Origin of the sequence: Mechercharimyces sp. CAU 1602, from assembly GCF_024753565.1 — a bacterium.
In the GTDB taxonomy this organism is placed as follows: domain Bacteria; phylum Bacillota; class Bacilli; order Thermoactinomycetales; family JANTPT01; genus Mechercharimyces.
Genome location: NZ_JANTPT010000001.1, coordinates 155,679 through 169,834, shown reverse-complemented (window position 1 = coordinate 169,834; position 14,156 = coordinate 155,679). Strand labels below are relative to the sequence as shown.

Below are 14,156 nucleotides of genomic sequence, written 5' to 3'. Positions count from 1 at the left end.
AACAGCTCTCTCTGTTGGTCAAAAACCTACTGTTAGCTTTTTTGCCCTATGTACGAGCATTTGCTTTTAAGTTTAACACGATTACCCCCTATTTGCAAAAGAGGAGCGTGGACTGGTTAAAAGATACTTAGATTCCATTCCATTGAGAGGTCGCGTAAGATCCGCAATCCAGCCACACTGTTACCCCGTTCATTAAGCGCTGGACCAATAATGCCTATCCCCATCCGAAAAGGAATGGCCGCCACAATTGAGCCCGATACCCCACTTTTTGCAGGGATACCCACACGAATAGCAAATTCACCTGACTGGTCATACATCCCACAAGTAACCATAAACGTCTTTACAATCCGCGCTACTGATTCCGGAATTACTTGCTTACCGTCCACATTACGTCCATTTTGTGCGAGGCACAATCCAATGCGAGCCAAATCCTCACATCGAACAGAGATAGAGCTTTGTTGAAAATACAATTCCAGCGTCTCTTCCACACGTTGAATCATATGATATTCCTTCAGAATATATGCTAATGCACGGTTGCGATCCGCTGTTTCCCGTTCGGACTCGTACACGGACCAGTCAATATGAACCTCGGGGTTTCCCGACATTTCCTTTATCACATGAATAATACGCTGAATTCGCTCATCCAAAGTATTTCCTCGCACTAATGAACAAACCACCATTGCGCCCGCATTAATCATCGGATTTAAAGGCTTACGCAACTTTTCTCCTGCCGTCAATTCCATCTTATAGAGCGAATCAAATGGATCCCCTGTAGGCTCCATCCCCACTTGATGAAAAATCGCTTCTTCACCGCGATCCATCAAAGCGACGATCAAGGTAATCACCTTGGCAATACTTTGCAAGGTAAAATAACCTGGGCATTCACCTGCTCCATACGTCCTTCCCTCGGTAGTAACAGCTGTTATTGCTAAAGCATCCGGATTTTGCCTTGCTAGTTCCGGAATATATTGAGCTGGTTTTCCCTCTTTCGTCGCTGATCGATGTCGTGTGATCAATCGGTGTAAATATCGCTCCATCTCTTCCATGTTCTATTCCTCCTTCTCCTACAATAAAGCTTCTTTATTTTGCGCCAAAGTGGATTCATGTATAATGAGGGAAGATGTCATTACGCGCCGCTAGGGCTCTTCTATCGCATCTATTCTACTTAATAGGAGTTTTTCGCTATGCATGATGTAATCTTACTCTGTGGAAAAGTAACATACCCCCTCACACTTGATCCAAGTGTGTGGATTTTTGATGAACGCAAACGACCATTGAGCGATTGGATCCCTGACGAAAAAGGGGAAGGAATGGCTTTGCAACCCTTCCTTGCCCATGCGGAGCCCTCCCCCGATTGCTCTCAAGTAGTATGCCATCGTGAAAGTGGAGAGCCCATCACTGTGACGTTAGATGAAATGTACGGTGCGGTCCTCTGCTTTACTCGAGACGGGAAACCGATTCGCCCTCATGGACCTGCAATCTTGTATCTAATGTCAGGAACATATGCAGCACAACCTATCGACGCCGTTACAAAGATGCAATTTATCTAACAGGTACAAAATAAAAAAGCGAGTCCTTTTTTAGGATTCGCTTTTTTATTTTCCCCCTCTATCATCTTATAACCCATTCCAGCAAAAGTACAAACCATTCTATGTTCACTTTCATACATGTAAAAGAGAAAGGATGATATGTATGAAAGCATCCCACAGGGTGAAAAAGCTCTTACCCCCTCGCACACGTCGCCCTTATAAGCGACACGCAGTACGAGAAAAAAAGAATCAAGCCAAATATAAGAGTATTCAAGTTACCCCTTCGCGCTTTCCCCAAAATGAACCCTCGATCGCAAAGCTGAGCAAAAATATCGTCTTAGCCACTGCAAATGATTATCGCACTGGACTCGGGTTCTCTGTAATTGGATTATATCGTTCCACTGATGGAGGGAACACATGGAGCAATCGTTTATTAATTCCTCCAAGTGATCTGATTGCAAGTGGAGATGGATATGTCGACTATGATAACAACAAAGTAATCGTCAGTGGAATCGCTTTCACACCCATTGGCGCGCAAGCTTCTGTCATCACTTATCTTTCTACAGACAAAGGGCGCACCTTCTCGCCTGTTAATATCATCAATCGGGGCGTTTTTTTAAACGCATTCGATAAGCCTTACCTTACTATCGATCGCGTCCCTACGAGTCCCTTCATCGGACGTGCCTACATTAGCTATACCGAAATAAATAATCAGGAAAATAATACATCAATCCTGCTACAACATTCCGATGATGGAAAGACATGGTCTGACCCAATTGTATTAGAACAAGCTGGAATCTTAACCGGATCCAGTATCGCTATCGGACTCAGAGGAGAAGTATATGTAGGTTGGACTCAATATTCAGGGGAGCCATCCTTTCAGTTAGCGGTCTCTGCTGATGGGGGACAAACGTTTGGCCAGCCGCGAATCGTCTCCACGATTACACCTGTACCGAGCCCCTTACCTGTCACCACCTGGGGTTTTCGTGCCACCACATTTTCATACCTTGCAGTCGATCAATCCCAACAGAACAATAGAGGGCGCATATACGCGGTTTGGATGGATAGCAGAGTGGAAGGAAATGCTCATATCCTGTTATCCTTCTCAGATGATAACGGGGCAACGTGGTCCGAGCCGAGTAGAGTAGATAATAGTAACAATGACACACAAAATTTTTTCCCCGCCGTTGTCACCTCCCCCAGTACGGGCAACGTGAAGATCGTCTACTACACCAACCGCATATCAACCCAGTTAATCGATGTCTTCAAAGCCATCTCCAAAGATGGAGGCCTCACCTTCCGCAACGAAAGGGTAAGTCTTCAATCCTTTGATCCTAATGCCGATACCTTCTTTGGCAATCCTAGTGAATTCATCGGTGACTACATCGATATTGACTTTAACCAAGGTAGCATCGCCACATGGATGTCCATTCCAGAAAATAGTCAAGATATCTTTGTAAATATACGAAAAGAATCAACAAAAAGAAAGGAGAGCTGGAAAAAGAAACAAAGGCGCAAGCGAGGACGAAAGTAAGGGCCACTTTTTCATCACCTATACATCAAAAAAAGACGCCCTTCCCACACTGGAAAGAGCGTTTTTCTTAGCCTTTATGACAACAGTCCAACCTGCCATACCTTACGCCGCTCCATCATGTTAAGCATCTCTTGGAGCTTTTTATCTTGGGGTGCCAACTGGATGGCTTGTTGAAGCATCGCGACCGCTTGTTCCTGATCCCCTTCGTCGATATAGATTTGCGCTAAGTGAAAATAAGCTTCTGGAAGAGGGGGATCTAATTGCACCGCTCGCATAAATAAAAACTTGGCTTGGCTTTCATTATTTTTTTGCAGATGAATTGTACCTAAATAGTAATAGGGTAGTGATTGTTCCGTTCCCCGGGCAATCAAGTTTCGAAAGAGAACCTCTGCCTCACCGTACTCCCCTTCATCTAAAAATTGCTCTCCTTGGTAAATAAGATACGTTTCACTTTCTTTTCCTTCACCATAACCAATGAAAGCAACAACCATCATCCCTGCTAGCAGGACGAGGGCACCGGCTGTCTTCCACTGAAACTGATTCCTATAGGAAGGCTTGCCAAGGAGAAAGGCGCACACATAGCCACTAAGGAGTCCTCCAATATGACCTGCATTGTCCACCCCTCGCTCAAAAAAGCCCGCCACCAGGAACAAACTAAAAACAACCACGACACTTAGGCCGAGTACCCGCCGATAACGGCGATGTTGATGGCGAACAAGAAATAATAGTGCACCAAACAGACCAAATATCGCTCCTGATGACCCAGCTGATAATGTTGGGGTAAATGCAAAACTAGCTATTCCTCCACCGATACCTGCAAAAAGATATATGAGTGCAAATCGTTTCGTACCGAGGAGACGTTCTGTCAATATACCCAAAAAGAGGAGGGCAATCGAGTTGGTGATAATATGAAGCCAATCCAGGTGCAAAAAGTTCATACTTATTATTCGCCACCACTGACCATCTATCACCAGTGGGTTATATTTTGCTCCCCACTGGATTAGCGTCTCCCCCTCTCCCTTCGTACCCGTAAACCAGATGAGCAAGAAAACAAGTAAATTAATAAAAAAGATGGTTAACGTCGCTATCGGATGTCGATACGGCAATGGCACCTTTCTCGCCTTCACTTGTTTTTCTTTCTGACGCATAATGCGCTCTTTGATTTCAAGCGCATCCTCACACGGTGCAGATAACACCTCTGACAAATCATTTACTTGGAGGTGACAGGGAAAAAGTTGTGCTAATTGTACACTGAAACAAGTAGCCTCACGATCCAACTGTATCAATTTACATACAAAATCATTCTTACACGCTTCTACTTCTTGTTCCCACAAATTCCGATCTGGGGCTTCTTGAAAAAAATAAATATTTAACCCTATCATCTTTTTGTCAGCCACTTGTTTAGATGCACGCTTAAACCAACGGTTACATATTTTCAAATCTTTCTTCCAGCCATCATCTCCCTTTGTTACAGGGATTAGACGAGCATATACAACTTCATGGGAAAACTCACGAATAAGATGAATCGCTCGTGCGTCTTTCATCTGCAATATAGTAAAGTGATGTTTTCGAATCAAATGGTTCACGATCTGCCAGGACTCTTGTCCCACATCACGGTTCATACCCACGTTCCCCTTCAGTCTAAGACATAAAATGTACCCATCGCCGTCACAATGAGACGAGCTTGATCATCGCGAATTTCCGCTGTAGCGGAAATTAACTTTTTACCCTTGTTTTTAATCCAAGCACGACAGATTAATTCTTCTCCCCATCCCGGCTTGAGAAAATTAACCTTCATCTCTACTGTTACCGCCCCTTTATTCTCCGGTAAACTCTTATTTACCAGTGATCCCATGGTGGAATCTACTAGCGTAGCACTAATACCACCATGGACCATCCCTGCACGATTAACCATAAATGGGGTAATAGGCAAACGAAATTGGTAAACACCCTCTTCTACAAACTCTCCTTCTAATCCCATAAAGCCAGAGATATATGCACTATTGCGTTCACGCTTTTGCATTATCGCTTGTAAAGCCAGCTGAAGAACCTCTTTCTCCTCTTCATTCCCAGCCTCAATCACTTCAGCCAACTGCTCAAGAAGCGTCAACAAGATCCCCCCTACGATAATATTGGAGATTGTACATATGCCATTAACAACTGATAAGTATTTACTAGTGCCTCCCTGTGTGTGCGTTCATAAGCATGGGAAGCATCCACACCTGGGCCAATAAGTGCATGCTTGATGTCATAGCCTGCAGCAACCGCCGCACTCGCATCTGAACCATAAAAGGGGTACAGGTCCACCTTATAATATAAGTCTTCTTGTTGCGCTAACCGTACTAGATGCTGACGCAATTCAGCGTGATAAGGTCCACTTGAATCCTTAGCGCAGATGGAAACACAAAACTCATCTGTTGTCTGCCCATCACCAATTACTCCCATGTCGATCGCTAGATATTCCTTAACACGGGCTGAAATATTTGAGTTTGCTCCAAATCCTACTTCCTCAAACGTACTAAAAAACACTTGGGTCGTATGGGGAAGTTTCTTTCCTTCTTCTGTATGCTGAATGATCCATTCTAGCAACAGGGCTGCACTCGCTTTATCATCCATATGTCGACCCTTGATGAAACCAGTTTCACAAGCCTCAAACAGTGGAGAGAACGAGACAAAATCCCCCACTTGTATCCCTAGTTCTTCTACATCTTCCGCTTTTTTTACTTTCGCATCAAGACGCAGCTCCATATTTTCAGCTATTCTTTTTTGTGTCCGTGCCTCTTCTCCGTATGCATGAACCGATGTTTTTGAAGCCAATATTGTTCCGCTTACCGCTTTACCTCTATCTGTATGCACGGTACAGTAGGTTCCATCAACGGAGTGCCAGGAATAGCCGCCAATATTGGAAAGTGCCAGCCGTCCATTCGTTTTTACTTCCTTCACCATCGCACCTAACGTATCTACGTGAGCAGTAACAAACCGCCACTGCTCCTGGTCTTCACCCGGAATCGTGACGAGCAATCCCCCTTTATTGGTTTGCTCCATCTTCAAAGCATACGGCTGTAATCGCTTCTTGATATAAGCGATCACTCCCGCCGTCATTCCGGTAGGACTAGGGGTTTCTATTAACTCTTGCAGAGTTGTTATCACTTTCTCCTGTAAACTTCTCTTCATCGTTGTCTCCCTCCTTGTTTTACATCACCTCCTCATTATACCAATACAACTTCTGTCTACACAAAGAAAAGAAGCCATAGATGCTATAGCTTCCGCTGATCCTTTGATCTCATTAAAGAAGGTGGCTCTTCCTCAACCAGCAAGAGTATGGTTTACGCCCACGATCGACCTGAAGATGAAGAAGATAAATCGCTTAAACAAGAACGACAAACATTTTTCCCCTTGTACAGCTGTACATGTTCCACTTCCCCACAAAATAGACAAGAGGGACTGTACTTTTTTAGTACAATGTTGGAGCCATCTACATAAATCTCAATTGGATCGCGGACATCAATATCCATGGTACGTCGAAGCTCAACTGGCAACACTATACGCCCTAATTCATCTACTTTTCTCACAATACCTGTTGCTTTCATCCTACTTGGCCTCCTCTCAGTGTTGATAACAACCTCAGCTCTTACATTCTTTCGGCATAGAGGGGATCATTTCCTTTATTTGTGACACAAAAAGCACAGGTTGAATCACAACCTGTGCTTTTTGTGTCTTTAGCCACGTAGATTTTCTGGATTGAGCGGTTCAAGATCTGCCACCACAAATCGTCCATCCTTGCGAACCAACTCACCATCAAAGTAAATTTCACCACCGCCATAGTCGGGGCGCTGGATGCAGACAATATCCCAATGCACCGCAGAACGATTGCCATTATCACAATCTTCATACGCTGATCCGGGGGTAAAGTGAAAACTGCCGTTAATCTTTTCATCAAACAAGGTGTCTTTCATCGGATGATGAATATCAGGGTTTACGCCCAAGCTAAACTCCCCAATATAACGGGCACCTTCATCAGTATCCAGAATCTGGTTGATCCGTTCTGTATCATTCGCCGTTGCGTCCACGATTTTACCATTGCGGAACTCAAGGCGTATATTTTCAAACAGGGTACCTTGGTATACACTTGGAGTATTATAGGTGACGACACCATTGACCGAGTCGCGTACCGGAGCGGAGTAAACTTCACCATCAGGAATATTTTTCTCTCCTGCGCATTTAATAGCTGGCATTCCTTTGAGGGAGAATGTTAGATCTGTTCCCGGTCCGACAATCCGCACTTCATCCGTCTTTTCTAGCCTTTCTTTAAGCGGGTTCATCATCTTATCCATCCGCTTGTAGTCAACCGTACATACCTTGTAATAAAAGTCCTCAAATGCCTCTGTACTCATATTGGCCAGTTGCGCCATCGAGTAGTTCGGATAACGTAGTACTACCCAACGAGTATTGTTCACCCTTTCTTGAGAATGAAGAGGCTTGTTAAAGTATTCCAGAAAGAGCCGGATTTTCTCTTCTGGCACATCAGATAACTCATTAATATTATTGTTTCCACGAATTCCGATATAGCAGTCCATTTGCTTCATCTGGTGCAGTTCGATTTCCGCCCGCATTTTTATGTGCTCTTCCGTTGTGCCAAGCAGTTGAGCACGTAGCAATTCATGGTCAAATGTCTGATAAAAAGGGTACCCACCTGCGGCATACACTTCAGCAATCAGCGCCCGCGCTAAATCTTGAGAAGGCCCTTGTGCATCAATCAGCACTTTATCTCCTTTTTTTACTTCAACAGAATGTTGAACCAAGGTTTGTGCTAGTTTAGTTACTCGTGGATCACGCATATGTATCCTCCTTTTTTTACTCTACAGGTTGCAAAGCATCTACTTTATTGTATCATGAACAGAAAGAGTCATGTAAACCTCCTTCCTACTCGTAGTTTCAACAAATTCTTTCATATAAAAGGACGGATTGCCATGCACACCTTAACTTCCATAGACAGATCCCGTGCGGAGCGGTATGAGCACTTATTACAACAAGCAGAAGCCCTGTTCACAGGCGAACGCGATTGGCTTGCTACCTTTGCCAATGCCGCTTCCCTCCTCTACTTTTCCCTAGAAGAAATTAACTGGGCTGGTTTTTATCTTTATAAGGACGAAGAGTTAGTGTTAGGCCCATTCATGGGCAAGCCCGCTTGTATTCGCATCCCCCTTACCAAAGGGGTGTGTGGTGCCGCTGCCCGTACACAGCAAACCCAGGTTGTACAAGATGTCTCCACATTCTCCGACCACATCGCCTGCGATGCCGACACGAAAGCAGAGATCGTGATTCCACTTATCAAAGATGGAACACTGCTTGGAGTTCTAGATATCGACAGCCCTCTTCAAAACAGATTTGATGAGCTTGACCAGCGATACTTAGAACAATTTGCAAAGCTTATCATTGATCACATCGAGTGGAAATAACTAAGCAAATAAAAGACGGAATCCTTAGCGGGAATCCGTCTTTTACGATGCATGCTTTTTTCATTCGTACTATGTAAGGGCTGCTTCCCGGTAAAGTGCATACGCTCGCTTCACTTCATCTTTCATCCATTCTGGCAAACCAGATTGATCCAACTTACTCATCTCAATCCACTCAAACCGGTCATGCTCCTCACTAAGACGAACATCGCCCTTCGGCTCATAGCAAGAAAATTTGATAACTACCAGGTGTTTATCTTCTTTTACTTCATCATAAATATAAGCCGGCCCTGCTACACGGACAGTAAGCCCTGTCTCCTCTTTCACTTCACGTGCTAACCCATCCATCAGAAGCTCCGAAGGTTCCAGTCCTCCACCAGGAAAGTCCCATCCATGGTGCTCACTCGACCTACGCTCAGCTAACGAGCGCGTCAGTACTAATACTTTCTCCTGCTCAAATATTATCGCCTTGGCTGCAATTTTATAATCCTTATGCATAGCATTATCAACCCATTCGGTAAAAGGTGCCTGAAGCAGAAGCGATGAGGCGATCTCGCTCATCGACCACTTTCGTCTCCACTACAATAATCGTATTTCCTTTTTTGATAATGTTGGTATAAGCCGTGATAAGTCCGTCAATTCCTGGACTCAAAAAACGAATATTTAAATCCAGTGTTACCAGGCGTCGATCAATCCCGATCTCTTGAAAGACGGTCGAACCCATGGCAGTATCGATAAATGTGCTTGTAATCCCGCCGTGCAGGATGTGATAGCGATTCTTTAATTCATCCGTCACTTGCATCTGGTGAACATACGCTTGCTTCGTTTCATCGAAGTCAAGAGAGCGAAAATGCATCACCTCTTCAATGTATGCCAACGGACTTTCCCGTGTTCGCTTCATTGCTTGCACCAGTTTGTGTATCGTCTCTGTTTCTTCTGCAGTTAAATCTTGTAATTCGCTACGTAAATCTTCTAAGGTCATGACATTTTCGTCCCATCTTTTCTTAATCCATGCTTCTTCTACATGGTTATCATAGCGAACTGGAGAAGGAAGCGCAACTTTTTCACTCTTTGCGACCCACCTTGTCGGTAGCACAAAAAGGGGGCGTCATCCATGCGCCCCCTCCTCTTTGATTCCTCTTAATTTTTACTGGCAATCATCAACCAGACATAGCGATTTAATGCCTTAAACTGAACGCGTAGCCCGGCGCGCTCAAACGACTGCTCTAGACGTGGCAGCACAGGATAATATTCGCGCTCTAGATCGTCTGCCAGGTCATTAAAGCCGTTTGCACGCGCCTCTGCCACCATCTCCAGGTAGTGCGCTTCATCACGAAAAGCTGTATCTGCAAATACAATTTTTGCATTCGGTTTTAAACGCTCAGCCATCTGACGGATAGAGTCATCTTTTTCTTCATCCGTCAAATGATGAAAAGCATACGTACTTACAATTCCGTCCAATGGAGTGGTATCCGGCAGATCTAAGAAATGACCCGCGCGCAAATCCATCGCAGGCACTTTTTGTGCCGCTAGCTTTTGCATCTGAGTAGATGGCTCTACCCCTATAACTTGAAAACCTTTATTAAGGATCACTTGTGACAGATTGCCTGTTCCTACGCCAATCTCCATCACCGTTCCGCCTCGAGGAGCCTCAAGCGAATCGACTACCGTCTCTAAGATCGTGGCATACCCAGCGAATACTTCTTCATACTGTGGATTACCTCCACTGATCTCCTGATCATATTTTTCCGCCCAGTCTTCAAAAATATCATTAAATCGAGGTTGCCCCGACATCATAACCATCCTCCGCTCCAAAAATCCGACAATACCTATCGGTATTTCATTAGTTTATCATATCCATACGAAGGAGGGAATAGGTACGTTGCCCAAGTTAGAATGAATAAGGGTGGAAGCAAACTCACTTTATGCCCACCCCAGATGGATTTTGTATAAGCAACCTCTAATCCACATTTTTGCATATTTTTCTGACTCGTTCTTCCAAAGACAGCTTGTCCCTCTATGAGATCACATCCTGCATGCAGAGCATCTAGCATACGTTTTTCCGTCAGAGCAAGGTGACACCCCCAGCCCCTGTATTGAGGTAGAGTAGCCGCTACGGCCAAGGTACCTATCCTCTCCTCTGTATAAAGATCAGCAACAGACGCCGGTTCATCATCCACACTCGCTACACCAGGGATCTTGATGCTCAAACTGTTGAGAACTGAGATAATCCAGTCAACTATGAATTCGAATTCAGTTATAACAAACGATTGTGTACACAGAGACACCTTAAAAATTGTTTGGTTTACTGTTTACAATCTATCGGCTTTACAATCTATCGGTTTTTAAACTAAAACCATACATTATTAACTTCAGTTATAATATTATCATCATCATCGTATACTTTAATAATAACATTCCACTCATCATGCACTTCTACTTGATTTTCAAAAAAATCTTTTTCGGGATACCCTACAAACACATTGTTCTCTAGAATGTCATCAATCTCATACACTTTACTGGGATTTAACTTATTTTCAAATATCACCACCACTCTATCAGCTTCTCTATCTCTCGAAACTCCCCATACCACATTCCCTACTTTATCATCATTAAATATTCTCAAGAAAACAGAGTCAGATCCGATATTTTGAAGTCTAAATCCATTTTCCCCTTCATTTGAATACTTATATAGCTTATTTTCTTCCACGAACTTGTTAAATACATACAAATTTTCTCCATTCAAAAAAACCACAATATTCTTCACTTCATCCACTTTCATTATCTTAATCGGATAATCCCATTCACTTTGTATAGCATCGTGCAATGACGAATATGGATATGAGCAACACCCCAGAAAAACTAAGAGAGAAACAACAAATATTTTAATACGCAATCTCTATCACCCTTAAATCCTAGAGGGAAGACTAGGATCTCCCCTTTAGGATATCATATAAATCTTACCCATTTATAATTAAAAGAATTAAGGGGTTACATTGAATAAAATAGGGAACGAAGCTGTATCATTACTAAAACCACTAAATGAAATTGATCCAACCCCTAGATTAGCTTCAACGCCAAACCCAGATTTATCGTGGACATATCCTACCGTTGCTTGACTCGGCGTCTCTTTGGTTTGCTTTTTCTTAGTTTGCATTATCAATACCGTATATGTTGCATTTGCCATCCCAGATAACACATCCACATTCCAAACGGCTCCTTTAGTTGAATCAATATTGCCAGGTCTACCACCACATTTATCAACTTCAGACCAACTATCCAAAACGAAATTCTTATCTATGTGGTGACTGCAATCCATAAAACCATTTGTTTCTACATCCAACTGGAATTGACCATCAAAAGCCAGTGCCTGTTTATCAGTCCAATTAAAGAAGGTTGTTTTCAACCATTTAGTAACACCGTGTAATTCATATCTAGCGTACCCATTCTTAGATTCCAATTTTACTACTGTCCCCCACATTTGCATCTCTTTTTCTGGTATTGTTCCTAAAATCGAAATAGGTAAATTGCTTCCATCAATTCCACTTACTAATTCACCTTTGTTATTGCGATATAAACTCTTTGACTCAGATGCTACATATATCCCACCTTGCTCAACGGTTCTAACTTTTATGGATTTAGGCATCAAAAATAATTCGTCTTCCGGGAAATTAAGTTTTTCTATCAATATTGAATCTAACTTTGATTCTGTGTACTCACTAGCATTAGGGTCACCAATTCTAGATTTTCCGGGTGTAGCCATACTACCACCAGATAATATTGTCGAGAAAATAATAATAGTAACAATCGAGAGTAATCCCAATTTCTTTAGCAAATATATTCACTCCCTTTTAGTATGAACTAGTCTTTGCTGAACCAATCTTTTTTCCATCGTAATCATAGAAAGCTGCTTCCGCGTAGGATGTATAATCTTGATCGTTTATCTGGAAAGTCCATAACGTAGAGAAAGTAGGATTTGCCATTGCTTCAAGGTATTCACCATCATTTCTAACTACCTTAACTATCAATGTACCCGCATCAGTATTGTTAACTGGAACTACTCTCCCCCAAGCAGTTTTACATTTAGGGCTATAACGTAATTGAAGCTCACCCATCTTTTTATTTGTATCATCGTTGTATATATTTGATCTATTAGCAATAATCGCATCTTTAGTGCAACCTTTATTCAATGGATCAGTTCCACTGAGTTTTTCTTCTTCAGGTATCACTTTATATTCGATCTCAAGTTTAGGTCTTTTGGTTTCATCAATAACATAATCACTCGAGCGATAAGATTTACGATTATTACTTTCATTATGATGACGTAGGCTTATTCCGTTATTTTCTACATCGCCTTTTATCCAATTTTTTACTATATCTGTCATGTCCCAAGAGTATTCACCAGGACCACTTACATACGAGGAAGCTGTTCTATTACCTACAGAAGGCTGATTATTCCACGTTAACGTACCACTATACCAACTAGACGTAACAGGGAACAAATCAACTTGCTCCATCTCTTCAGTTTTATATTGATTTAAACTGAGTCGAGCTCTATTTACAATTGTTCCATCTGGGAACTTCGGTAGTTCAAACTCAATAAAAGTACGAGTCACTCCATAATCATCAATGTTACCAGTAATTAAGTAGGAAAATGGTTGGTAGTTAGTATCTTTATTCTTGTTTCCGATAAAAGTATCGTAAGTAGTTGATATATCTTGTAGTTCTACTGTAGGGTCTATTCTTATAGGAAATTTTCTTTCGGGGTCACTTAACCATTTTGCATCTGCAACAAGATCTAAATAAGTATTCCCACCATCAGTGCGGAGCTCCATATTTATATCATAAGAAGCAGAGTCATTTGAATCCACCATTAGTGGTTTTGGAAGAACAATTATATCTTTACTGTGTTTATCCTTAATTTTGATCGATCCATCTTCCCCCTCTAAAGGTGTGGCACTTTGAAGATCTAATTTCATAGAATATATATTCTTTCCATTATATTCATGTAAAACCCATTCTTCTTTTAAACCTGTATTACTAACATGGTACACCAAATCAGTATTTGGATATATATTTGGGTAGGTAACCTTATTTCTATCTAGTTCAGCAAAAACTTTCTTTCCATCTACGAGTTGAAAATCAATCTCTACGTCTTTATATCCGAAACTAACAATACTTTGCACATCAGTACTTTCCGCGAAATTCACCTGAAACTGATTAGCCTTGTTCTTGAAAGCCGTCTTGATTGAGTCAGAATTTTTGTTTTTAAATGATTTATTCAATTTATTGTTTGATTTAGTCTTTACTCTTTTTAAGTTATTGTCTATCTCTATCCATTTACCATTCTTCTTGAAATGTACTGGCTCAATATATTGTTCTAATACGTATGACTTACCATCAGGTTTAAGGAAAGTCTTAGAATTTGCTGATCGTAACTCTTTTACCTCCTTGTAGTCTTTCTCTCTATCCACATGGTTGCTCACTTCAACTCTATTTACATTTTCAGCATATGATTCTCCAATCGATTGAGTGATAATAGGTGTGAAAATCAGAGCAAACATGAGTATAAAAAATAATAATATTTTCCATTTCTTCATAATTAAAACTCCCCTAATAAAATGATATGGATCAAAA

The 14,156-nt window shown here is 42.0% G+C and carries 16 protein-coding genes; 3 read left to right on the top strand and 13 right to left on the bottom strand.

Annotated features, from left to right (window positions below):
* Nucleotides 1-116 precede the first annotated feature (116 nt).
* The gene (glsA, locus tag NXZ84_RS00910) at nucleotides 117-1,046 is read right to left on the bottom strand and encodes a glutaminase A (RefSeq protein WP_258838426.1); all 930 of its coding nucleotides are present in this window, start codon (nucleotides 1,044-1,046) and stop codon (nucleotides 117-119) included.
* A 138-nt stretch (nucleotides 1,047-1,184) separates the two neighbouring features.
* Between glsA and NXZ84_RS00905 the strand changes: the two genes are divergently transcribed.
* Both NXZ84_RS00905 and NXZ84_RS00900 read left to right on the top strand, forming a co-directional pair.
* On the top strand, nucleotides 1,185-1,550 hold the full coding sequence (locus NXZ84_RS00905) for a hypothetical protein (protein ID WP_258838425.1): 366 nt from the start codon (nucleotides 1,185-1,187) through the stop codon (nucleotides 1,548-1,550).
* Between the two features lie 142 nt (nucleotides 1,551-1,692).
* Nucleotides 1,693-3,063 (top strand): sialidase family protein, encoded by a 1,371-nt coding sequence (locus tag NXZ84_RS00900; protein ID WP_258838424.1) that lies wholly within the window; start codon nucleotides 1,693-1,695, stop codon nucleotides 3,061-3,063.
* 74 nt (nucleotides 3,064-3,137) lie between these two features.
* On the opposite strand, the gene NXZ84_RS00895 is transcribed toward NXZ84_RS00900, so the two are convergent.
* The 5 genes from NXZ84_RS00895 to NXZ84_RS00875 all read right to left on the bottom strand — a co-directional run bounded on the left by NXZ84_RS00895 (nucleotide 3,138) and on the right by NXZ84_RS00875 (nucleotide 7,901).
* Nucleotides 3,138-4,685: a rhomboid family intramembrane serine protease gene (locus NXZ84_RS00895; RefSeq protein ID WP_258838423.1), complete on the bottom strand. Its 1,548-nt coding sequence runs from the start codon at nucleotides 4,683-4,685 to the stop codon at nucleotides 3,138-3,140.
* A 14-nt stretch (nucleotides 4,686-4,699) separates the two neighbouring features.
* On the bottom strand, nucleotides 4,700-5,173 hold the full coding sequence (locus tag NXZ84_RS00890; protein WP_258838422.1) for a PaaI family thioesterase: 474 nt from the start codon (nucleotides 5,171-5,173) through the stop codon (nucleotides 4,700-4,702).
* Between the two features lie 11 nt (nucleotides 5,174-5,184).
* Nucleotides 5,185-6,237 (bottom strand): M42 family metallopeptidase, encoded by a 1,053-nt coding sequence (locus NXZ84_RS00885; RefSeq protein WP_258838421.1) that lies wholly within the window; start codon nucleotides 6,235-6,237, stop codon nucleotides 5,185-5,187.
* A 152-nt stretch (nucleotides 6,238-6,389) separates the two neighbouring features.
* On the bottom strand, nucleotides 6,390-6,653 hold the full coding sequence (locus tag NXZ84_RS00880; protein WP_258838420.1) for an AbrB/MazE/SpoVT family DNA-binding domain-containing protein: 264 nt from the start codon (nucleotides 6,651-6,653) through the stop codon (nucleotides 6,390-6,392).
* Between the two features lie 129 nt (nucleotides 6,654-6,782).
* Entirely contained in the window at nucleotides 6,783-7,901 is a 1,119-nt protein-coding gene (locus tag NXZ84_RS00875) for an aminopeptidase (RefSeq protein WP_258838419.1), read from the bottom strand.
* 132 nt (nucleotides 7,902-8,033) lie between these two features.
* Between NXZ84_RS00875 and NXZ84_RS00870 the strand changes: the two genes are divergently transcribed.
* Nucleotides 8,034-8,522, top strand: coding sequence for a GAF domain-containing protein (locus tag NXZ84_RS00870; protein WP_258838418.1), 489 nt, complete (start codon nucleotides 8,034-8,036; stop codon nucleotides 8,520-8,522).
* 69 nt (nucleotides 8,523-8,591) lie between these two features.
* On the opposite strand, the gene NXZ84_RS00865 is transcribed toward NXZ84_RS00870, so the two are convergent.
* The 7 genes from NXZ84_RS00865 to NXZ84_RS00835 all read right to left on the bottom strand — a co-directional run bounded on the left by NXZ84_RS00865 (nucleotide 8,592) and on the right by NXZ84_RS00835 (nucleotide 14,119).
* Nucleotides 8,592-9,017 (bottom strand): NUDIX domain-containing protein, encoded by a 426-nt coding sequence (locus tag NXZ84_RS00865; protein ID WP_258838417.1) that lies wholly within the window; start codon nucleotides 9,015-9,017, stop codon nucleotides 8,592-8,594.
* Nucleotides 9,018-9,024: 7 nt separating this feature from the next.
* Nucleotides 9,025-9,615 (bottom strand): PaaI family thioesterase, encoded by a 591-nt coding sequence (locus NXZ84_RS00860; protein WP_258838416.1) that lies wholly within the window; start codon nucleotides 9,613-9,615, stop codon nucleotides 9,025-9,027.
* Between the two features lie 44 nt (nucleotides 9,616-9,659).
* Nucleotides 9,660-10,313, bottom strand: coding sequence for a class I SAM-dependent methyltransferase (locus NXZ84_RS00855; RefSeq protein WP_258838415.1), 654 nt, complete (start codon nucleotides 10,311-10,313; stop codon nucleotides 9,660-9,662).
* A 35-nt stretch (nucleotides 10,314-10,348) separates the two neighbouring features.
* Complete coding sequence (locus tag NXZ84_RS00850) at nucleotides 10,349-10,729, bottom strand: hypothetical protein (protein WP_258838414.1); 381 nt, start codon at nucleotides 10,727-10,729, stop codon at nucleotides 10,349-10,351.
* A gap of 140 nt (nucleotides 10,730-10,869) precedes the next feature.
* Nucleotides 10,870-11,415: a hypothetical protein gene (locus NXZ84_RS00845; protein ID WP_258838413.1), complete on the bottom strand. Its 546-nt coding sequence runs from the start codon at nucleotides 11,413-11,415 to the stop codon at nucleotides 10,870-10,872.
* An 87-nt stretch (nucleotides 11,416-11,502) separates the two neighbouring features.
* Nucleotides 11,503-12,354 (bottom strand): hypothetical protein, encoded by an 852-nt coding sequence (locus NXZ84_RS00840; RefSeq protein ID WP_258838412.1) that lies wholly within the window; start codon nucleotides 12,352-12,354, stop codon nucleotides 11,503-11,505.
* Between the two features lie 16 nt (nucleotides 12,355-12,370).
* A complete protein-coding gene (locus NXZ84_RS00835; protein ID WP_258838411.1) occupies nucleotides 12,371-14,119 on the bottom strand; it encodes a DNRLRE domain-containing protein in 1,749 nt (582 codons plus the stop codon).
* Nucleotides 14,120-14,156 lie beyond the last annotated feature (37 nt).